This window comes from Leptolyngbya boryana PCC 6306, assembly GCF_000353285.1.
GTDB classification, from domain to species: domain Bacteria; phylum Cyanobacteriota; class Cyanobacteriia; order Leptolyngbyales; family Leptolyngbyaceae; genus Leptolyngbya; species Leptolyngbya boryana.
Genome location: NZ_KB731324.1, coordinates 401240 through 422739, shown reverse-complemented (window position 1 = coordinate 422739; position 21500 = coordinate 401240). Strand labels below are relative to the sequence as shown.

Sequence of the window (21500 nt, the reverse complement as noted above, 5' to 3'; positions counted from 1 at the left end):
AATGATCAGTCTGTATCATACTGACCGATTTTAGACTAGCGAGAAAGATCATGCCCGAAAATCTAAGAAGCCAAGCTATCACTCAGGGGGTTCAGCGATCGCCCAATCGTGCGATGCTGCGCGCTGTGGGATTCCAAGATGCCGATTTCACAAAGCCGATCGTCGGGGTTGCAAGTGCTCACAGTACGATTACGCCTTGCAACATGGGAATTGCACCGCTTGCCATTCAAGCAGAAGAAGGCATTCGGGCGGCAGGCGGTATGCCGCAGATGTTTGGCACGATTACGATTAGTGACGGGATCTCGATGGGTACGGAAGGGATGAAATATTCTCTCGTCTCGCGAGATGTGATTGCCGATTCGATCGAGACTGCTTGCACCGGGCAAAGTATGGACGGCGTAATCGCGATCGGCGGGTGTGATAAAAACATGCCGGGAGCCATGATTGCGATGGCACGAATGAATATTCCAGCGATTTTTGTCTATGGCGGCACAATTAAGCCGGGTCATTTAGACGGACAAGATTTGACTGTCGTTAGTTCGTTTGAAGCGGTTGGACAGTACAGTGCTGGCAGAATTAACGAAGCCATGCTGTATGCCGTGGAGCGAAGTGCTTGTCCGGGTGCGGGTTCGTGCGGTGGAATGTATACCGCAAATACGATGTCCTCGGCATTTGAAGCGATGGGCATGAGCTTGATGTATTCGTCTACGATGTCGGCGGTGGATCCTGAAAAAGCAGAAAATACCGCACTGGCTGGAAAGGTCTTAGTTGAAGCGATTCGCAATCAAATCCTGCCGCGAGACATTATTACGCGCAAGTCGATCGAGAATGCGATTTCAGTGATCATGGCAGTGGGTGGTTCGACGAATGCTGTGTTGCACTTTTTAGCGATCGCGCATTCAGCGGGTGTGCCTTGGACGATTGATGATTTTGAAACGATTCGCGAACGGGTTCCGGTGCTCTGTGATCTCAAACCTTCGGGTCGTTATGTGGCAACAGACTTGCATCGGGCGGGTGGAATTCCGCAGGTGATGAAAATGCTGTTAGCTCATGGCTTGCTGCATGGAGATTGTTTGACAATTACTGGAGAAACGATCGCAGAACGGCTGAAAGACATTCCCGAAGAACCGCGTGCGGATCAAGATGTGATTCGTCCTTGGGATCGACCGATGTATGCGACTGGACACTTAGCAATTCTCAAAGGCAATTTAGCGACAGAAGGATCGGTTGCGAAAATCACAGGCGTTAAGAATCCGAAGATTACAGGCCCCGCTCGTGTGTTTGAGTCTGAGGAAGAATGTCTGGATGCGATTTTGGCAAACCAAATCAATCCAGGTGATGTCCTCGTCATTCGCTACGAAGGCCCGAAAGGCGGCCCTGGAATGCGAGAAATGCTTGCACCAACTTCCGCGATTATTGGCGCAGGATTAGGCGATTCAGTTGGCTTGATCACCGATGGGCGCTTTTCAGGCGGAACCTACGGTATGGTTGTCGGACACGTTGCACCGGAGGCATTTGTCGGCGGTACGATCGCACTGGTTCAAGAAGGCGACGAAATCACGATCGATGCTCCCGCGCGTTTACTTCAGTTGAATGTCACTGAAGAAGAGTTAGAAAAACGCCGCGCTGCCTGGAAACCCCCTGCCCCGAGATATACCAAAGGCGTGCTAGCAAAGTATGCCAAATTGGTCTCGTCGAGCAGTTTGGGGGCAGTGACGGATTTGGGATTGGGTTGATTTGAGTAGAGAGATAGAGAGAAAACTAGAATGATGCCTTAGAGGGTGTTTGAAAAGCATCAACAATTTCCTCGCTCCGTTCTAGCTCGCCCTGGAATAGAATTCCGGGCTTGTATATTGAGGGAGGACTGAAGACCTGATTTTGATTGGCTGTTAGTCCCTTCAGTAGACTTCGTTCAACTAGCCCTGGACTTCCAGTCCGGGGGCGGGTGAATGCGATGAACGATACTTTTCAAACATTCTCTTACTCCTCACTCTCTACTCTCCATCTCAAAATTTCAAATTTTTTCTCAACGATCTTCTCCCCAATCTGCCCTAGCATGGAGAAAACCATTGGACTCAGACTATGGTGCGACTTCGGATTTGGCAGTGGATCGTTTTGGCACTCCCGATCGCAGTTGTGATCGGGTTTCTGCTGATTTCAGCAGGACTTCAAATCCATGAATGGGGAATCAACTGGATTTGGGCGATCGTGGCATTAATTTTCGTCGGGTGGCGCTGGCTGCTGGTGAAATGGACACAGCCTGCACTTAGTCAAGTCGAAGCGATCGTTGCTGAACTCTCAGAAGAGACAATCGAACTCAGCGACTCTCCTGCAACCAATGCGACTCGACAAGCCGAAACCGAAGTTCAGAAAATCTTAGCTGAAGCACAATTCGATCCGCCCATCTGGCAAGACTGGAACATCTTTTGGCAACGCTGTCAGAGTTTGATTCGCGCGATCGCAAATATTTACTATCCAGATGCTCAAAAGCCGCTGCTGAATATCTATGTTCCACAGGCTTACTCGTTGTTGCGTGGAACTGTGGATGACTTAGATCAATGGATGCAAAGACTTGCACCTGTCTTGAATCAAGTCACCGTGGGGCAAGCCGTTCAAGCTTATGAGATCTATCAAAAACTAGAGCCTTCTGCGCGGAAAGTGCTGCAAGCGTGGAACTGGGCACAATGGTTTCTCAATCCTGCGGTTGCAGTTGCTCGAACTGCGACACAAAGTAGTAGTAGCAAAGCAACTCAAGAACTCCTAGGCAATCTGAGCCAAATGCTGCGAGAAGCAGTTTTGCGAAATCTAGCAAGACAAGCGATCTCGCTTTATAGCGGCAAGGCTCCACTGGTTCTCCCTGCGATTGAAACACCTGAAAAATTCCAAACTTTAAAAGAAGTCATTGCTCAAGCAACACCCGTCGAAACAGTCGCACAAAAACCCGTCAGCTTATTACTCGTCGGTCGAACTGGAGCCGGAAAAAGTAGTTTGATCAATACCTTGTTTGTGCAAGCACAGGCAAAAGTCGATGCACTGCCTTCGACGGATCAAATCCAAGATTATCGTTGGGAAACAGAGAGTGGAGAGACTTTAACGCTCTGGGATACACCGGGCTATGAGCAGGTTGAACGCTCTGATTTTCGGCAGCAAGTCCTCGATTATGCTGCAAAAACAGACTTAGTTTTACTCGTTTCGCCTGCACTCGATCCAGCATTGCAAATGGATTTGGACTTCTTGAATGCACTGAAGGCACAAGAACTGCCAACCCTTGCGATCGTCACGCAAGTCGATCGTTTACGTCCGATTCGAGAATGGAATCCACCTTACAACTGGCAATTTGGCGATCGCCCCAAAGAAGTCTCGATTCGAGAAGCAGTTGCCTATCGTCAAGACGTGTTTGGTGAAGTTGCTTCATTCGTCTTGCCACTCGTCACAGCGGGTGAACATCGAGAAGCTTGGGGTGTGGATGAATTGTCAATCGCGATTCTGAACAGTGTTGATCCAGCCAAACAAGCGCGTCTCGCCCGATTTCTCAAAAATATTGATGCCCGCACTGTAAGCGCCGCTAAGATTATCGATCGCTATACCTTTCAAATGGCGACAACTCAAGGCTTAACCGCATTTCTAAAAAGCCCTGTTCTGAGATTTCTGTCCACGATCGCGACAGGTTCACCCACATTAGCCCTATTACTCGCAGAACAAATCCCGATCGAACAATTACCGATCGTCGTGGGTAAATTGCAAATGGCGTATGACCTCTACCAATTGCTGCAACCCACAACTCCGCTTGATTTTAAAGCCTTGTGGTCGATCCTGAGCGATAGCTCATCAACCCCCGATCGAGTCGCATGGGCATTTGGGCATGCGTTAACCGAATATTGGACACAAAACTTATCGATCGAAAATCTGGAAATCCGCTACCGCCACTACTTAGACGCAAAACCACTGTGAAATTTAGACAAATCTTCTGTGAAGGATTGCAAAACCCTACTGACTGTGTAATATTTATCACGTTATTAGGGATAAACAGCAATCCTCCGAGCAGTCTATGACAGCCCCCACCGTCTTTGCCTTGACGTTTGCATCTGCGGTATTACCCACACCATCGGTATCCGTTCCTCCGACTTCGCTCCCGCCAGAAAAGTTCCCGATCTCAATTACTGAACCCAGAATCGCATCTTCTCCGTTGAGTTCGACGGTTTCAGTTCGACCTGAAGTGGAGATCCAGCCTGAGTTTTCTTCAGAGGTTGCCCCGCTAGTGTCTGTACCTCGATCAGGTGGACAACTTTACCTGCAACGCTTATCTGCTTTGAAAATCGGCAAACTCTACACCCGATTGCCCAGCGACAGTTTCCGAGAAATTTGGCAAAATTCCTCTGTTCAGCCGACGTATGAACAGTGGCGAAAATTACTTGCTCTAGAAGCGAAGGCGGTATCAAGACGCAATGGCGATCGTCAACTCTCGATTCTACTCGGTGATTCCTTAAGTTTATGGTTTCCGGGCGATCGCTTACCGCAGTCTCAAATCTGGCTGAATCAAGGCATTTCTGGTGATACGACTTGGAATATCTTGGCGCGCTTACCGGATATTGCGAACACCCGCCCCGATCAAATTTACGTAATGGCAGGGGTGAATGATTTGAAAATGGGGGCAAGCGATGCTGAAATTATTTGGAATATGCAGCGAATTCTCAAGCAGCTTCGCGCAATGCATCCTCGCACCAAGGTGATTGTCGAATCAATCTTACCGACTCGCACCCCCAGGATTCCCAGCGATCGCATTATCAATATCAATCAGCAATTGCAAGAACTTGCACGCCAAGAAGGAGCAACCTATCTCGATTTATTTGCACAATTTGCCGATCACGATGGTCAGATCCTATCGGAATATACGACCGATGGAATTCATCTCACAGCTCAAGGCTATGCAACTTGGCAGACTGTGTTCCAGGATTCTGATACAAGGGTCGCGGCGGCTCCGGTTCTGGCAAATTGATCTGAGATTTGAGCGGGGAATGTAGTCGTCGATCGCATGAATTTTGCGGAGTGGGGAGATGGGGAGAAAGAAACCGATTTTCCTACCCCCCTATCAGATTGATTGTGATGAACTCGTCGATATGCAGCATTCAAATCACCGATCGCCCAAATCCCTGTGCGATGCTATCAGCGATTAACACAATGCCGAGTAAAATCAGCACAACTTGAAACAGAACCGGAAACCAGCGGCTTACAAATTCTTGAATGAGCGCGATCGCTTGAGTAGAACGATTTTGAGCGATGACATAGACGACCACGAGCAGAATCAACGGCAAAACAAAGATGACATCGTAAAACAGTAAGAGCAATGCTAACTCTGTCAAAGATGGATTCGTGCGAGTCATTTGTTCGATCGCAGCGAGATAAGGCAGTGCCGTTGGCGCTTCAGTGAAGGCAAGCATGAATCCAAAGAGAAACATATCGCTCGGTTTCAATGACTTTGGGCGTTTCACTGCTGTTTTCGATATCAATTTCTGAAAATTCCAGCCAAGATATAAAAGTGCAATTCCTAAAAGAAATTGCAACATGAATAGAACTGCACCCAATTGATTGAATACTTTTGCAATTAATTGCATCATGCCGAATGCAATCAGCATTCCGGCAATCCAAGCCGCTAAGATTTCACCCAAAATAAATGCGATCGATCTCGGAACAGGCTTTGGTGTGGTCAATAGATACACCTGCGCTGCAACTGCATTCGGATTAATACTATCCAAGAGCGCGATCGCGCTAATTGTCCAAAGTAATTCACTCATGCGTCAGTTCGGATTTGAGAAAATCAACAAACTGGCGAGCCGTTCTTCCCGATCGCCCATTGTGTCGCGTCGCCCACTGTAACGCCCGAAACTCTAAATCATCTACTGAAATGCCCGCCTGCTCTGCAAGGTGATGCACAATTTTCAAATAAGTCGGTTGATCCGCAGGTTCAAACGTTAACGTTAACCCAAAGCGATCGCTAAACGATAGTTTCTCTTGCACAGTATCCCAGTTGTGAATCTCATCGGCATCTCTAGGTCTAGGGCGATCGTCAAAAAATTCTCGAATCAAATGCCGTCGATTCGACGTTGCATAGACCACAACATTCTGAGGGCGAGCCGTTAAATTGCCTTCTAGAACCACTTTTAATGCCTTATACGCATCGTCATCTTCTTCAAACGACAAATCATCGACAAAGATGACAAACTTCTGAGGCAGATTGCGTAATCCTTCAACGATCGCAGGCAAATCTCTCAATTCTGACTTTGCCACTTCAATCAATCGCAGATTCTCATATTTACCCAGTAGTGATTTGACCAGCGACGATTTCCCTGAACCGCGACTGCCATACAGCAAAATATGCAGTGCAGGTAATCCAGCCAGCAAAAATTCAGTATTCCGCAACAGTTGATCGCGCTGAGACTCATACCCGACTAAGGCATCGATTCGCACCGGATCAGGAGTCGCGATCGCGTTTAATTTCCCATTCTGCCAACGGAATGCAGAGTACTCGGCAAACCTTCCAGTTCCAAACTTGCGATAGAACGAGAGTAACTCAATAAACTCACCTGCCCAATCTTCAGAAACTTCTAAGCGTTTCTGAATTCGTTCAAACTCCTGATACCGAGAACGACTATCGACCTGAATCAAATGATCTCGCCAAGGAACGAGATCCAATAACTCAGCAAATTGAGCACACCCAAGTTGATAAACCTCTTGCAGAATTCGGGCATCACGCCGAACCGCATGGATCAATTCATCGGGAATAAAACTTTCATGCGCTTGCTGAGTAAACGCATTCTCTGAAAGCAGAATTCGATTCAGCAAGTAATCTTTCCAGCCTTGCCGGAGTTTTGCTAACGCTGAAAACCAATCTGCGTAAGCCTGAATTGCAATTTCAGGGCGATCGAGATTCTCTAGTACAGTGAGAAAAGCACCAGTGATCGCATCTTCAAAGACATCGCGATACACCAATAGCGATCGACATTTCTGAACCAATCCTTTCATCACTCTACATTCCCAACACAGCCGTTAAAAACTTTGGCACAGGCAACACTAAAAGGATTAAAATCACCAACGCCATAAATCCAATCGCCTCACGCCATCCATCAACCTCAACCACATCATTTAATGTCGGTTCATTTAATGCAGGCAACAACAATAATAAAACCGCCCAAAGCAGCAGATGAGGATACACAATCGCCAACCCAAGCAATAAAAATCGCGAAATCCGACCAATTCTCGCCCCGATCCGCCGTCCAAAGATAGCATGAACCATTCTCCCACCATCAAGCTGCCCGATCGGCATGAGATTAAATGCCGTGAATAATAATCCGATCCACCCCGCGATCGCCGTCGGATGTAATCGAATCGCTGCCTCCGCGGTCAACTCTTCCCCAAAGACTAACTTACTAAACAAGGCAAGCACGATCGACAATCTTGGATCAAGCGCCCGAAACTGAAAAATTCCGGCCTGTCCCTGAACCCCGACCAATTCCGACTGCACCAAGCCCCACGCTAACAGCGGAATGCTCACACTCAACCCCAAAAACGCCCCAACTAGCCCAATATCAAACAACGCCTTGCGATTCGGAATCCGCGATGCCAACCGCGTAAAGCCCCCAATCGTCCCAACGGGGAAAAAGGGCAGTGGAATAATCGGAATAAAATACGGCAACGTCGTTGCAACCTGAAATTTCCGTGCCGTGATGAAATACCCAAAACTGCGCGCACCAAAAAACATCAAAATTGCGATCGAATAAGGAAACCCATCCTCCAATAGTGCCGGAATCGTTGGCACTCGTCCAACCACCTGCAATCCTGCCCAAGTCGTCGTAAATAGCGTGAGAAATCCTAGCACAAACGCAAATCCAGGACGCAGCGCACCCGGCTGATGTTTTGCTTCAAACGCGGGCACAGAATTCAGCACCAATTCAAAAAATGGCTCTCCTGGAAAATATTCCTGAAAAATCACATCAAAGCGATCGCCAAACTGCGCCTCAATATTGGTCCGAATGATGTCATATGCCTTTTCCGGCGCAGTTCTCAGTTGTCCACGGCAAACAACTCCCTGCGGATGATACTCCAAATGCCGCAGGTAAAAAACTGACCAAGGAAAGCAGGTTTGCAAATTCGATTCTTCGGCTGGATTGAGAGGGCGGAGGCTGGCAAGACTAGGAGGTTGCAGATCGGGAATCGGTTCGGGCGGAACTGGCTCATCGATCGGCTCTGATCGAGAAATGCGCCCTCGCTGAATCAGATATAAGTACAACACCAAACAGCCTGCAAATAAAATTGCGGTATATCTCAGGGGCATCGTCTGTCCTTGTGACACAACGGTCCAGATCAACAGAATCAAGACAGGCAGCATTGCCACCAGCCACAGTAGCCACACGGGCGTGCGCGTGAGACTTGCGACCCACTGGGTAATAAATAGATAGGTGATCAGTCCGAGCAGCAGAAGCCAAATCATGAGCCGAAAAAAAGGGGTCTAGGGCATGGAAGAGAATTGCAGGATCTGGCACAATCAACGGTGGCGGTTTGCCATATTCTTTAGTTTGAACGATTTAGAAGTTTGTGCCCCTAGAATCTTCAATTCCTTTAACACCCCAGTCACGCCCTGCAAAAGCTCCACGTCTGGTTTTGACTGAGGAAACCTGTGCGCAGGATCGTCTTGTCCCAATTTTCGCATTTCCACCGAATCGTGACACACTCGGTGGAACATCCTATCTCATTGTAGAAAAAGAGGGAAATGTGCTGATCGACTGCCCAGCGTGGGATGAGCAGTCGCGATCGTTTCTCGATGCCCAAGGGGGTGTAAAACAGCTTGTGATCACGCATCGCGGCGGAATCGGCAAAGTTCGCGACATCCAATCGGCGTTTCACTGCGACGTGATCATTCAAGAGCAAGAAGCCTATTTACTCCCGAATCTTACCGTCACTCCATTTCAGGAAAATTTAATGATCTCGCCACATCTAGAGGTCATTTGGACTTCAGGACATTCGCCTGGAACCGCCTGTGTGTATTTGAATGCGTGCGGCGGTGTGCTCTTTTCGGGACGGCATTTAGTCGCAGATTCTCAAGGCAATCCTGTACCGCTCAGGACTGCGAAAACGTTTCACTGGCTGCGGCAAATTCGCAATGTGCAAAAATTACTCGATCGCTTCGATCGCGATACGTTGAATTGGATTTGTCCGGGTGGAAATATTGGCTTACTGCGAGGCAAAACGGCGATCGATCACGCCTACGAGAAATTAGCCCAGCTTGATTTGGAGCAGTGTGTCAAACAACAGCCTCTACTGTGATTGACGAATGGGAAGTTCGATCGTAAATTCTGTCCCCTGACCGGGTTTAGATTGGCACTTCAACCTGCCGTGATGTTGATCGGTGACAATTTGATAGCTAATTGCCAGACCCATTCCAGTACCTTTGCCCACAGGTTTCGTCGTAAAGAATGGGTCAAACATGCGAGCTTGTACCGATTCAGGAATCCCGACACCACTGTCTAGAATTCGGATTCGCACCCAGTTTGCACTGATAAATTCGGTGTGAATCTCAATCACTGGCGCACAAACTTCGCTGACTGCATCGATCGCATTCGTCAAGATCTGGAGGAAGACTTGATTTAAAGAACTCGCAAAACATTCTACCTTCGGCAGTTGGTTATAGAACTTTGAAACTATGATTTTCGATTCAGCCTGATGCAGTCGGCTTTGCAGAATCGTTAAGGTACTTTCAATCCCGTCGTGAATGTTCACAGGCTTCAGTTGCGCTTCATCGAGTCGAGAAAAGTTACGCAGAGACAACACAATTTCTCGAATTCGCTCTGTTCCGGTTTGCATTGAATCAAAGATACTTTGCAGATCTTTGTAAATAAAATCGAGATTGATTTCCTCGATAAACGCTTCAATGTCTGGAATTGAATGACACTCATGAGTTTGATACAACTTAATCAACGCAACAAGATCCTGAAAGTAATTCATGGCGTGAATAATGTTGCCGTGAATAAACCCAATGGGATTGTTGATTTCATGAGCAATTCCGGCAACGAGTTGCCCCAGAGAAGACATTTTTTCACTGTGGATCAGTTGCGCTTGCGTTTTTTGAAGTTCTTGCAAGGCATTTTCTAGATCGATCGCTTGTTGTCTAAGCTTTTCTTCATTGGCTTTGCGATCGCTAATATCGCGCACAATACTCAAAATACTGACGACTCCTCCGTTCGAGCCTCTAATGCTAGACGTATTACACAACGCCCAGTACCAGTCTCCATCTTTACGTCTAGCCCGAAACTCGATCGCAGATTGCCGCTCTCCAGTTTTCAAAAGCTCCTCGATGGAAGCTTGAACAATGTGCAAATCCTCAGGATGAATAAAGTCGGACAAGGGTTTGCCGAGCAGCTCTTTGGCTAAGAATCCAGAAATTTCAAAGACTTTAGGAGAAATATAAGTAAAGAGACCCGTGGGCGAAAAGGCACAAATTAAATCATTGGCATTTTCCACAAAGCTGCGAAACCGCGCTTCACTTTCTGCGATCGCGCATTCTGCCTGCTGGCGCTGGGCTTCAAGCTGCTTGCGATCGCTGACATCAGTGACAATGCCATCCCACACGATCGCTCCATCAATTTGCAGTTCCGGCTGTGAATGTCCTTCAATCCACTTGATCTTGCCAGAAGACAGAACATTCCGCCCTGACCATTTCCAGGGTTCAAGCGTTTCTGCTGAGTGTCGAATCGATTCTTCAAATGATGCGCGATCATCGGGATGAATTTGACCGATTAGCAAGCCTGGATCTTCTTGAATTAATTCGGGTTCGACTTCATAGATGCGCTCAGAAACTCGGCTGACAAACGGAAAACTCACAGTTCCATCCGTCTCAAGCCGAAACTGATAAATCATACCGGGAATATTCGTTGCCAGACGTTGAAATCGAGCTTCGCTTTGTGTCAGTGCCTTCTCCGCATTTTTTTGGGCACTGATATCGCGAACCAGGACTAAAGCTTCTGTCTCACTGTAACGGCGGACTCGAACTTCTTCGTATCGAATTTCATCGTTCCATTCGATCTGCTGTTCATACACTTGCATCTCATTCGTCGCGATCGCAGATGCAACATATTCCATCTGCTGTTGAGCGACTTCTGCTGGAATGATTTCATCTAAGCGTCTACCGTACCAATCGAATTCTCGCCCGTATGCTTTGAAGTTTTTGGGGAGGTGATAGTCGAGGCAAACCCCGTTGCGATCAATCCGTAAGATTAAATCTGGGATTGCGTCTAATAAAATCTGATAATCGCGATCGCGCCCGCTGGAACTGGGGTTTGTCCACTGCTCAACACTCATTGCCTATCTTCATACAGGAATCTTTCGTAGAGTTCCCGATTTAAACTAGGCGCTTACCAATGCGATAGAATCATCCTTACGGGTGCGCTCGATCACATCGCAAGATCCTCAACGCATTGGCAGAGGCGGATTTTGAGCGATCGCTATATAATACTTTGCAAAATCCAAGATCTGCACTGGTGTAAGAGGCGTTTGAATTAATGTTGCCAAACCAAAAATCGTCTGCGCTCGGTTTTGCGCTGCTGTTAACGACTGTTGCAACGGTAAAACCCCTAGAATCGATCTTTGTTCCTCAAACTTTGGCTCAAGCCGCGCCCACAAGTTTCCCGTTTCCGTCTTCTGTGCCCTCAGGGACAACGATTCAAATTGATGGTTCGAGCAGTATGGTAACCATCAACCAGGCTTTGAAACAACGATTTGAGCAGCAATTTTCAGGCAGCACCATTAATCTCAACTACTCGGGCACGCCAGCTGGATTACAGGCATTGCGCGATGGCAAAATCGACCTCGCTGCGATCGGTCGTCCGCTCACCGCATCCGAACGCCAAGAAGGTTTAGTGCCTGTTGCCCTCGAACGCGGCAAAATTGCCATTATCACCAGTCCAGACAATCCCTTCAAAGGCGGGATCACCGTTGTTCAACTCGTCAAAATCGTTCGGGGTGAAATCACCGATTGGTCAGAATTAGGCGGCGCACCTGGAAAGATTCGGTTTATCGATCGCCCCGATCTCAGTGACACCCGGACAGCATTTCGGAACTATTCTGTCTTCATTCAACCGTCTGAGTCAGTCAGCAGCAGCAGTCCAATTCGTACCCCTGAAGACAGCACCCAAGCGGTTGCCCAACAGCTCGGTCAAGACGGCATCAGTTTTGCCCCTGCCAATCAAGTTTTAGGGAATTCCAGCGTCCGGATCGTGCCCATGCACAACACGTTGCCCAATGATCCCCGCTATCCGTTCTCACAGCCGTTCTACTACGTCCATAAGGCGACGCCTTCTCCGGGAGCCGCTGCACTGTTGGGTTACATTACTTCGGATGTAGGACGTAACTTAGTTCAAACCACAGAAAGCGATCCGGCTTCACTCGCTTTAGATCCTGCGACTCTCTTTGCCGCTGGAACGGCTGCAACGGTTGCCTCATTGAATCCAGGAAATCCAGGAAATATCGGCGCAGGTGCGGGTTCTTCTCCCGCTCCCGCCCCCTCTCCTGCTGGGGCTGCTACTCCAAATTCAACTTCAGGCACAGCTCCAGATGGACAAGCCCCAGATTCAACTGCTAATGCGCAAAAGATTGCAGAACAAGTTCCGGCTGGATCTGCCAATGAACCAACGATCGTCGGGCAAGTTCCGGCTGGATCTGCCAATGCGCAACCATCGTCTAACAACGACACGAGTAACAACGATAGTGGTATTCCAGGATGGCTCTGGTGGTTACTGCCACTCGGATTGGGAGCACTGCTTTTAGGTTGGCTTTTACGCGGTCGGCGATCGACTCCCTCAACTGCTGAAGTTCCACCTGCTGCGCCCTCTCTATCCCCTGCTCCAACAGCACCGCCCCCACCTCCACCACTCATGACTCCGAGCGAACCTGATATCAGTCTGGCTTCTCGCGCGGAATCTGTGATTTCATCGGATCGCGCAGCGATCGCGGAAGTTCAACCCCCGACGATTCCCTCGGCTGCAATGGGTGGAGCAGCCGTCATTGCGGGTGCTGGAGCCGCTGCCGCAGCATCACAATTAGGACGTGCTGATGCGGGTGACAGTCCTGAACCGATCCCACAATCCACAAGTGAAGTCGAGCCACCTGCTGAGGTTGCGGGTGCTGGAGCCGCTGCCGCAGCATCACAATTAGAGCAAGCATTAGAGCACTCTGATGTCGAGGGCGTTCCTGAATCAACGACTGCTGCATCTGCAATTGAGGTCGAGCCGACTGCTGTGCCTGAGCGCCCCTTAGTTGAAATTCGAGAGATGCCGCCGATTGAAATGACAGCACCCTCGATCGAACCTCCCGAAGCTCCGCCTGAATCCGATTTTGATCTCTCTGGTGCAGCCGCTTTAGGGTTAGCTGGATTAGGGACTGCGGCTTGGATGAACCGGACTCGATCGGGAGTCCCACCCGAGCCGGAACCCCTTGTCACGTTAGATGCGATCGAGGATTTAGACGCGCCAGAAGATGCCATACTCGACCAACCTGCGATCGAGCTGAATCTTGATGATGCACCCAGCGTTGTCGAAGCAGTTCCACAACCTTCTTACGAGCAGTTAGCGTTTGAGCAAGGCGTTGCACCGATCGATGCTACTGACGCGACAGAACCGCTGGTCGAAAACTCAAACAATGCTCAAGGCATGATTCCAGAAATTGCTGCATTCGGTGGTGCTGCTGCCTTGGGAGTGGCAGGAATGGGGCAAGCGGGAGATAATTTTTCCGGGATTGATCCAGAACCGCAGTTAGAAGAAGTGATCGAGCCAGAGGACACCGACGAAACTCCTGCGAGTGTTGAATCTTCTGATCTAGAAATTATCGATGCTGAGCCGATCTCCGACGATGAAGCGCGCTCAATTATGGATAATTCTGAAGCACAAGTGATCGAACTTGAGGAGCCACCTATAATTGCGGCAACTTCTGAAGTCGAATCTGTAGAAGCAAGTTCTTCTATTCCAGAAATTGCTGCTTTAGGTGGAGCCGCAACAGCAGCAGGGTTAGCAGGCATCGCAGGTTCTCGCTTAGCAGATCAAGAAGCCAATCTTGAATCTCCTCAGCCAGAAGTGCCCGACACTCAGGAGACACCTGCCATGATTGATCCTTCTCAACCCGATGCAAGCGCAGCATCTTCAGACGAATCTACAGACGAATCTGCATTACCCGGAATCGCCGCAGTCGGCGGAATCGCTACCGGAATGGTCGGTATGGCAATGGCACGATCGGATGAGGGTCAAACGATCGTGGAATCGGCGCGGTTTGATGTCGGACAGACCGATTTGTCGAGTGAAGCTTTAGCGGATGTGGATGAAGGCTTACCAGATTTACCAGATGGCTACGGGGACAGTCGGATTGTGCTGATGCCGCGCGATCCGCAATGGGCTTACGCCTATTGGGACATTCCTAACGAACACAAATCCGAACTGCGTAATCAAGGCGGACAGAATTTAGTGCTGCGATTGTACGATGTCACGGATGTCGATTTAGCGCATCAAAGCCCGCACAGTTTGCAGCAGTTTGCCTGTGACGAAATGGCGCGCGATTGGTATTTGCCGATTCCTGTCAGCGATCGCGATTACATTGCAGAAATTGGGTACATGAGCGGGGATGGACGCTGGTTGATGCTGGCGCGATCACACTCTGTACGCATTCCTCCGGCTTATCCGTCTGCCTGGGAAAACGATCAATTCGTCACGATCGATTGGGAAGAAGAACTCACAGGTAAAACTTTCTTGACATTAGGATCACCCGCCGCTGAAAGTGAAATAGGCAGTCCGAATGGCATGTATGATCAGATCTTCGACCTGTCACAAGGCGCAGAACTGCAACGCATGGCTGGATCGATTTTCGGTTCAATGCAGCAGGTTCCCGCTGCCGCTGTCAGTTCGTTTGTGTTCCCGTCGGGGATGGGAATGTGGGCGTTGCCAACGGTTTCGGGCATGTCAGGCATTGGCATGTCAGGAGTCGGCATGTTCTCAGGTAGTGCGATTCCGGCTCGTCCGCGCAAATTCTGGCTGGTTGCAGATGCGGAACTGATTATCTACGGGGCAACAGAACCGGATGCGACTGTCTCGATCGGCGGACAAATCATTCCGCTCAATCCAGACGGAACCTTCCGATTCCAGATGTCCTTCCAAGATGGTTTAATCGATTATCCGATCTTGGCAGTCGCGAAAGATGGGGAACAAACGCGATCGATTCATTTGAAGTTCAATCGCGAAACCCCCAGCCGCAATACGAATACCAAGGATGAAGCGATCGATGAGTGGCAATGATAACAGGAAGGGAGAATGAAAAAGTTAATTCAAGGACATCAGCAGTTTTGGGAAAGCTATGTGCCGTCTCATTTGGATCAGCTTGAGGAACTGTCGCATGGGCAGAAGCCCAGAGTGCTGTTCATTACTTGCTCGGATTCGCGGATTGATCCAAATTTGATCACCCAAGCGGGTATTGGTGAACTGTTTGTGATTCGCAACGCAGGCAATATTATTCCACCGTTTGGAGCCGCGAACGGCGGAGAAGGAGCAGCGGTTGAATATGCGATCGCGGCTTTAGACATTCAGCAAATTATTGTCTGTGGACATTCGCATTGTGGCGCAATGAAAGGCTTGTTGAAGTTGAACAAGCTTCAGGAAGACATGCCCCTAGTATATGACTGGCTCAAACATGCTGAGGCAACTCGCAGATTAGTCAAAGAAAATTACAGTCAGTACAGCGGCGAAGAATTGCTTGAAATTACGATCGCAGAAAACGTCCTGACTCAAATCGAAAATCTCAAAACTTATCCGGTCGTTCATTCCCGTCTATATCAAGGCAAGCTAGAAATTTACGGCTGGGTTTATCACATTGAAACGGGTGAGCTTTTGGCATTTGATCCGGAGACCCATGCTTATGTGCCACCTCAAAGCCAGCTTTCGCCGCGTGAACTGGGCGCATTTTATGAGAAAACCAGCGCGCCACCCGTGGCTTGTAATTTGCCTCACAAAGAGGACAATGGCAATGGTCAGTTGCGCCAACCTGTGACGATTCGCTCTCAAGTCAAATCCGCTGAGCCTGTCCCTCAAACCGAGGTTATGCCTTGGTTGACGGCTGAGCAAGCCCAACGGATCTATCAAGGATCAAAGCGGTAGAATGCACTATTTGGGGCGGATCGTCGCCCCTTAAAAAGTTTGAGCATTGAACGCAAAGTGATGTTTTTACAATGCGCTCTTAAAGCGCTTTCACAAGCGAATCATCGTAGATAGATTTCACATCCAGCGGTTGTTGAACGACTTTGAAATCGTAAGCAGCTTTCGCAACTAGCTCAAAATTTTTAATCGCATTGTTCGGATTTTGAGGATTGAACCCGATCGTTTTGTTGCCCTCAATATCAAACAATGCAATTCCCGTAAGCTGTGCGCGCAGTTCTGAAGAGGAAGTCCCTAAACGTTGAGCAGCAAGCGCGATCGCAGATTCATCTCCGGCTTCTAGCAATTTAATTCCTTTGTCGGCTGCTTTCAGAAATGTCAGCAAATCGGCTCTGCGATCGGAAATTAACTGCGATCGTGTGACCAGTACATCTGCAATCAAATTTGTGCCCTTGGTACTAAAGAGAAGCTCTCCACCGCTTTCCTTCAACGCTTTGGTCAGAAACGGTTCATAAGTAACAGCAGCATCTACTCGCTGTGCACTAAACGCAGCAGCAGCAGCAGCAGCAGACATATCTTTAATCTTGAGATCCTTTTCGCTCAGCCCCCCTTTTTCCAGATAAGCCCGCAGGAAAACCTTCTCAAACAATACATTTTCACGAGCTACTGTTTTGCCTTTGAGATCTGCCGCAGTCTTAATTCCACGTCCGACAATGCCATCTGCCCCATTCGAGTAATCACACAGAAAGATAATTTTCAGACTGGGATCTTTTCCAGCCATATCAATCACATCCCCGGCTGTCACCCAAGCTAAGTCCGTTTTTCCGGCTAGAAACGCATCAATTTGCTCAGTGGTTGACTGATATAAAAGGTCTTGAATTTTCAGTCCTGCTTGTCCATAAAAATCCTTTTTCATGGCAATATGATGCCCTGAATAGCCAGACCAAGGCGTTGCAGAAACAGCGAGAGGAGTCGATTGAGGAGAACAAGCAACTGACCAGAAAAACGTAATACAGGCAATGATGATCAGGCTAATAGACCGAGGCTTAAACATCTACAGATTCCTTGAAAACCATAAAATAGCGCCAGCCTCTTGCAGAACTGGCGCTGAAATAGATATTAAGCTGAGAGTATGATGCAGTTCAGAAAGCACAGGTAGAATTCAGCATTCTGGCTGACGATCGCCAATCAGTCCTCGCTCAAGCTGCAAAACTCATCAGTCGTCAGCAAAAGTTCGCCATACTCTGGAACCCAAGCGAGCCATTGATCCTCAGCCACTTGGCAAAGAAGCCGCCCCTGGTCAGAACTGTAAGCTGTCGGGGGATTGAGCAACTGCACCCACATCGATGGCGTAAATCGCGGAGCGCAGGAAATCGATTGTGCTTGAAGCATCTGCCAGCCAGCACCCGATCGATCGAACCCATAAATTTCTGAATTAAGAGACATAAGCAAACTTCTCTGAAGCGAAGAGTCAAATCTGTAGCTTATAATACATTTTTTTATCCTTCAGGGCAGGATCTGTATTAGAAAGTTACCTGAAAACCCCCAGAGGTCGCGCCTACCGACTGGGGGTTGATCAGATTCGAGTCATCTAGACGTTTGGCTTCAGATCAGCGTTGCGTTCTGCAAAGTACTTATTCAAGAAGGTACTTGCCAATGACAGAATCACCGGAGCCACGAGGAATGAAATCAGTCCGTGTGCTTGGAAACCTGGAACTAAAGCCGCCGCTAGGGTAAAACAAATACCGTTAATCACGATCGAGAATAAGCCCAACGTTACTAAGTTAATCGGCAACGTCAAAAGCGACAAAATCGGCTTCACAAAGGTATTGATTAAACCAATCACAATCCCTGCAATCATCGCAACTGCAAAGCTTTCAATATTCACGCCCGGTAAAACAATATCGACGACAAGTAAGCTCAGTGCAGTCACTAAAATCGTTAGAACATATCCCATGAGTTTTCCCTCAAATCTATCAATACGGATTTTTTCTAACCCTAATCGTGACTGATCTGCTGAGGAAATCCCCTCTCCATCCAGGTAGATTTCAATCTCTTTCGGAAGTCGCTGCTGATTCACGGGGATGTTTACTATTGCCGTCCAAACTTCCATCAACTGGAGCTAGACGTTTTGCAGGTTTTCTCAAGCGATCTTCAAATCCTTTAATCACAATATAAAGAACAGGAACAATGAACAAACTTAGGAAAGTTGCGACAACCATCCCACCGACGATCGCAGTTCCCAAAGATTGACGAGCCGCCGCTCCAGGTCCAGTTGCAATCACCAAAGGAAGTGCGCCGATCGCAGTTGAGATCGCAGTCATGAGAATTGGTCTTAACCGTTCTCGTCCTGCTGCAACGACTGCACTCGCAATTCCTTTACCGGCAGCACGCTCCTCGTTGGCAAATTCAACAATCAGAATCGAGTTTTTACTCGCCATCCCGATCAGCATCACGAAGCCGATTTGAGTGTAGACATCATTTGCAGTCCCCCGCAAGAGAACAGCTAAGAGTGCGCCTAGAATTGCTAGGGGCACAGTCAGCATGATGATCACTGGATCAATGTAGTTCTCATACTGAGCAGCTAGGGTAAGAAACACAAAGACGATCGCTAATCCGAAAATAAAGAATGCTGCGCCCCCTGATTCGATTTCTTCCAGTGAAAGCCCTGACCATTCAAAGCCAAAGCCTCTCGGTAAGGTTTCTCTAGCAACCGCCTCCATCGCTTGAATGGCTTGCCCAGAGCTTGCCCCCGGTGCCGGAGCACCGTTTAATTCAATCGATCGGAATAAGTTGTAGTGGGTAATAATCGATGGCCCTGTATTTTGGGTAACTTTGACTAAGTTCCCCATCGAAATCATCTGCCCGGTTGTACTACGAACATACAGCTTTTTAATATCTTCAGGGTTCGATCGATATTGTTGATCCGCCTGAACATAGACGCGATACGCTCGGTTGAACTGGTTAAAGTCATTCACATAGGTAGACCCGAGAAAGACTTGTAAGGTATTGAAAATATCATCGAGCGGAACTTGCAGTTGATTGGCGCGATCGCGATCCACTTCTACCGAGATTTGCGGCGTATTTCCGTTAAAGTTCGGACGTAATTGAGCAATCTGAGGACTTTGCGGTGAAGGATAAGCGGTTGCACGACCGATAAATTTACCCAAAGTCTCACCCATTGCTTGGAAGCCTAAATTAGTGCGATCCTGCAAGTGAAACTCAAATCCACCAAAGTTGCCAATTCCAGAAATAGCAGGCAAATTAAACGGCAGCACAACCGCTTCCTGAATCGATGCCATCTTGGGGAACAGTCCGAAAGGTTTTGGGAAAAACCCACCAATAATCGAGTCTAAAGATTGATCTGCACCGCGACGCTGATCCCAAGGTTTCAGGGTAGTAAAGATGATTCCGTTATTCGGAGTTGCGCCACTAAAGCTAAATCCGCCGACTGCAAAAATGTTGGCAACTTCTGGTTGAGCTTTGAGAATCGCTTCTGCTTTTTCTAAAACTTTTTCGGTATAGCCAAGCGAAACCCCTTCAGGCGCTTGCACAATTGTGATAAATACCCCTTGATCTTCATCAGGGATAAAGGCTTGCGGCACAAGGTTATAGACAAAGTAGGTCAGCGCTAATGCTCCTGCAAAAAAAGTCAAGACTAATCCTTTTTTGCGCACGACGCGATCGAGGTTTCTTGCATAAGCATCACGAGTTTTATCAATGCCCAAATTCACCCGCCGGAAGAACCAGTTATTGCTAGCCGTTTGTCCACGACGCAGCAGTAACGCAGACAGCATCGGTGTAAACGTCAATGCGTTAAAGGTAGAAACTGCGACCGAAAATGTGATTGTTAAAGCAAATTGTCGATAGAGTTGTCCGGTTGTTCCTGGGAAAAATGCCACCGGAACAAACACGGTCATCAAGACCAATGAAGTTGCAATCACCACTCCAGATAAAGTGTTCATTGATGCGATCGCAGCTTCCACTGGATTCATATCTTCATCTTGAATCCGCCGAGTGATGTCTTCAATAATCACGATCGCATCATCGACTACTAAACCCGTTGCTAGGGTTAAGCCAAATAGCGTCAGCGTATTGATCGAAAATCCCAGGATCTTGACAAAGATGAAGGTGCCAAGAAATGCGATCGGAATCACGATCGACGTGATCAGTGCTGCTCTCCAGTCTTGGAGAAACAAGAACAAAATCAAGACAACTAAGATAATTGCCTGAATCAGCGAATCAACAACCTCACGTGCCCCTGCTTCAATAAAGACAGTCGTATCAAATGCTACGTCATACTTTAGTCCAGGCGGAAAGTTACTCGATAAGCGTTGCATCTCATCTTTGACAGCTTTTGCCACATCTAGCGCGTTACTGCCAAACTGTTGGTTCACTCCTAACCCAACGCCTCGATGCGTCACGCGATCTTGCGTCGTAAATCGCAGCAATGACCCATAATTCTCAGCCCCAAGCTCAGCCCGACCGATATCTCTCAGCCGAACTAAAGCGCCAGACTGTGCCGTTCGGATGACTAAGTTATTAAATTCCTCAGCTTCTTTGAGTCGTCCTTGTGCCGTGACTGAATATTGATATTCCTGTCCGGGGACTGCTGGCGCTTGCCCAATCTGTCCCGCCCCAACTTGCACGTTTTGCTGTCTGAGCGCTTGCACGACATCTTGCGGCGTTAACGTTCGAGCAGCAAGCCGTTCTGGGTCGAGCCAAATCCGCATGGCGTAAGTTCGTTCACCAAAGATCTGGACTTCGCCTACGCCTTTCAGCCGTCGCAATGCATCTCTCAAATACAAATCTGCATAGTTACTCAAGTACAGATCATCATAGAAATCTTGATTTTTCTTGGGGTCTTTTTCCGAGTAAATCCCGATCGCGAGTAGAAAATTATTGTTTGTTTTAGTGACCTGAACTCCAGTTTGAGTCACAGGACCAGGTAAGCGCGATTGCACAGTCGAAACGCGATTCTGCACATCAACAGCAGCTAAATCCTGATCTCGTCCTAAGTCAAACGTCAGGTTAATGTTACTTACACCATTATTGGCACTGGTCGATTTGATGAACTTAACGCCAGTAATCCCGTTCAACTCGCGCTCTAGAATGTTCGTGACGGTCGATTCAACGACTTCAGCATTCGCACCGACGTAGTTTGCCGTTACCCCAACTTGAGGCGGAGCAATGTCTGGATATTGCGCGATCGGTAACGTCGGAATACAAGCAATCCCTAACAGTGTGATGACAATCGAACACACTGTCGCAAACACAGGACGTTTAATAAAAAAATCGGAAACAGACAAAATCACCATAATAGAT

14 protein-coding genes are annotated in these 21500 nt (G+C 48.2%); 6 read left to right on the top strand and 8 right to left on the bottom strand.

Features of this window, described 5'->3' with window-relative positions:
- Positions 1 to 50 precede the first annotated feature (50 nt).
- The 3 genes from ilvD to LEPBO_RS35855 all read left to right on the top strand — a co-directional run bounded on the left by ilvD (position 51) and on the right by LEPBO_RS35855 (position 4996).
- Positions 51 to 1736, top strand: a complete 1686-nt coding sequence (gene ilvD, locus LEPBO_RS0101945) for a dihydroxy-acid dehydratase (RefSeq protein WP_017285843.1) — start codon at positions 51 to 53, stop codon at positions 1734 to 1736.
- Positions 1737 to 2082: 346 nt separating this feature from the next.
- The gene (locus LEPBO_RS0101935; RefSeq protein ID WP_017285842.1) at positions 2083 to 3951 is read left to right on the top strand and encodes a GTPase family protein; all 1869 of its coding nucleotides are present in this window, start codon (positions 2083 to 2085) and stop codon (positions 3949 to 3951) included.
- A gap of 97 nt (positions 3952 to 4048) precedes the next feature.
- Positions 4049 to 4996, top strand: a complete 948-nt coding sequence (locus LEPBO_RS35855; RefSeq protein ID WP_017285841.1) for a GDSL-type esterase/lipase family protein — start codon at positions 4049 to 4051, stop codon at positions 4994 to 4996.
- Between the two features lie 130 nt (positions 4997 to 5126).
- Here LEPBO_RS35855 and LEPBO_RS0101925 read toward each other — a convergent pair whose 3' ends face one another.
- From LEPBO_RS0101925 to LEPBO_RS0101915, 3 genes are read right to left on the bottom strand one after another with little or no spacing between them, the layout of a single operon-like run.
- The gene (locus LEPBO_RS0101925) at positions 5127 to 5792 is read right to left on the bottom strand and encodes a GAP family protein (RefSeq protein WP_017285840.1); all 666 of its coding nucleotides are present in this window, start codon (positions 5790 to 5792) and stop codon (positions 5127 to 5129) included.
- Positions 5785 to 7020: an ATP-binding protein gene (locus LEPBO_RS0101920; protein WP_017285839.1), complete on the bottom strand. Its 1236-nt coding sequence runs from the start codon at positions 7018 to 7020 to the stop codon at positions 5785 to 5787. The genes LEPBO_RS0101925 and LEPBO_RS0101920 overlap by 8 nt, the downstream gene beginning before the upstream one ends.
- Positions 7021 to 7024: 4 nt before the next feature.
- A complete protein-coding gene (locus LEPBO_RS0101915) occupies positions 7025 to 8485 on the bottom strand; it encodes a site-2 protease family protein (RefSeq protein WP_017285838.1) in 1461 nt (486 codons plus the stop codon).
- 104 nt (positions 8486 to 8589) lie between these two features.
- On the opposite strand from LEPBO_RS0101915, the gene LEPBO_RS0101910 reads away from it, so the two are divergent.
- Positions 8590 to 9318 carry an MBL fold metallo-hydrolase gene (locus LEPBO_RS0101910; RefSeq protein WP_017285837.1) on the top strand — a complete coding sequence of 243 codons (729 nt, stop codon included), beginning with the start codon at positions 8590 to 8592 and terminating at the stop codon, positions 9316 to 9318.
- Here the strand turns inward: LEPBO_RS0101910 and LEPBO_RS35850 are convergent.
- Complete coding sequence (locus LEPBO_RS35850) at positions 9310 to 11349, bottom strand: PAS domain S-box protein (protein ID WP_017285836.1); 2040 nt, start codon at positions 11347 to 11349, stop codon at positions 9310 to 9312. The two genes, LEPBO_RS0101910 and LEPBO_RS35850, sit on opposite strands and share 9 nt — an antisense overlap.
- 200 nt (positions 11350 to 11549) lie before the next feature.
- Here LEPBO_RS35850 and LEPBO_RS45015 point away from each other — a divergent pair, with 200 nt between their 5' ends.
- Both LEPBO_RS45015 and LEPBO_RS0101895 read left to right on the top strand, forming a co-directional pair.
- Positions 11550 to 15323, top strand: a complete 3774-nt coding sequence (locus LEPBO_RS45015; protein WP_017285835.1) for a DUF4912 domain-containing protein — start codon at positions 11550 to 11552, stop codon at positions 15321 to 15323.
- Between the two features lie 15 nt (positions 15324 to 15338).
- Positions 15339 to 16178 carry a carbonic anhydrase gene (locus LEPBO_RS0101895; RefSeq protein WP_017285834.1) on the top strand — a complete coding sequence of 280 codons (840 nt, stop codon included), beginning with the start codon at positions 15339 to 15341 and terminating at the stop codon, positions 16176 to 16178.
- A 79-nt stretch (positions 16179 to 16257) separates the two neighbouring features.
- Here LEPBO_RS0101895 and LEPBO_RS0101890 read toward each other — a convergent pair whose 3' ends face one another.
- The 4 genes from LEPBO_RS0101890 to LEPBO_RS0101875 all read right to left on the bottom strand — a co-directional run bounded on the left by LEPBO_RS0101890 (position 16258) and on the right by LEPBO_RS0101875 (position 21493).
- Complete coding sequence (locus LEPBO_RS0101890) at positions 16258 to 17229, bottom strand: ABC transporter substrate-binding protein (protein ID WP_017285833.1); 972 nt, start codon at positions 17227 to 17229, stop codon at positions 16258 to 16260.
- Positions 17230 to 17363: 134 nt separating this feature from the next.
- Positions 17364 to 17621, bottom strand: coding sequence for a hypothetical protein (locus LEPBO_RS0101885; protein WP_017285832.1), 258 nt, complete (start codon positions 17619 to 17621; stop codon positions 17364 to 17366).
- A 145-nt stretch (positions 17622 to 17766) separates the two neighbouring features.
- On the bottom strand, positions 17767 to 18255 hold the full coding sequence (locus LEPBO_RS0101880) for a phage holin family protein (RefSeq protein WP_017285831.1): 489 nt from the start codon (positions 18253 to 18255) through the stop codon (positions 17767 to 17769).
- On the bottom strand, positions 18224 to 21493 hold the full coding sequence (locus LEPBO_RS0101875; protein WP_017285830.1) for an efflux RND transporter permease subunit: 3270 nt from the start codon (positions 21491 to 21493) through the stop codon (positions 18224 to 18226). The genes LEPBO_RS0101880 and LEPBO_RS0101875 overlap by 32 nt, the downstream gene beginning before the upstream one ends.
- Positions 21494 to 21500: the final 7 nt, after the last annotated feature.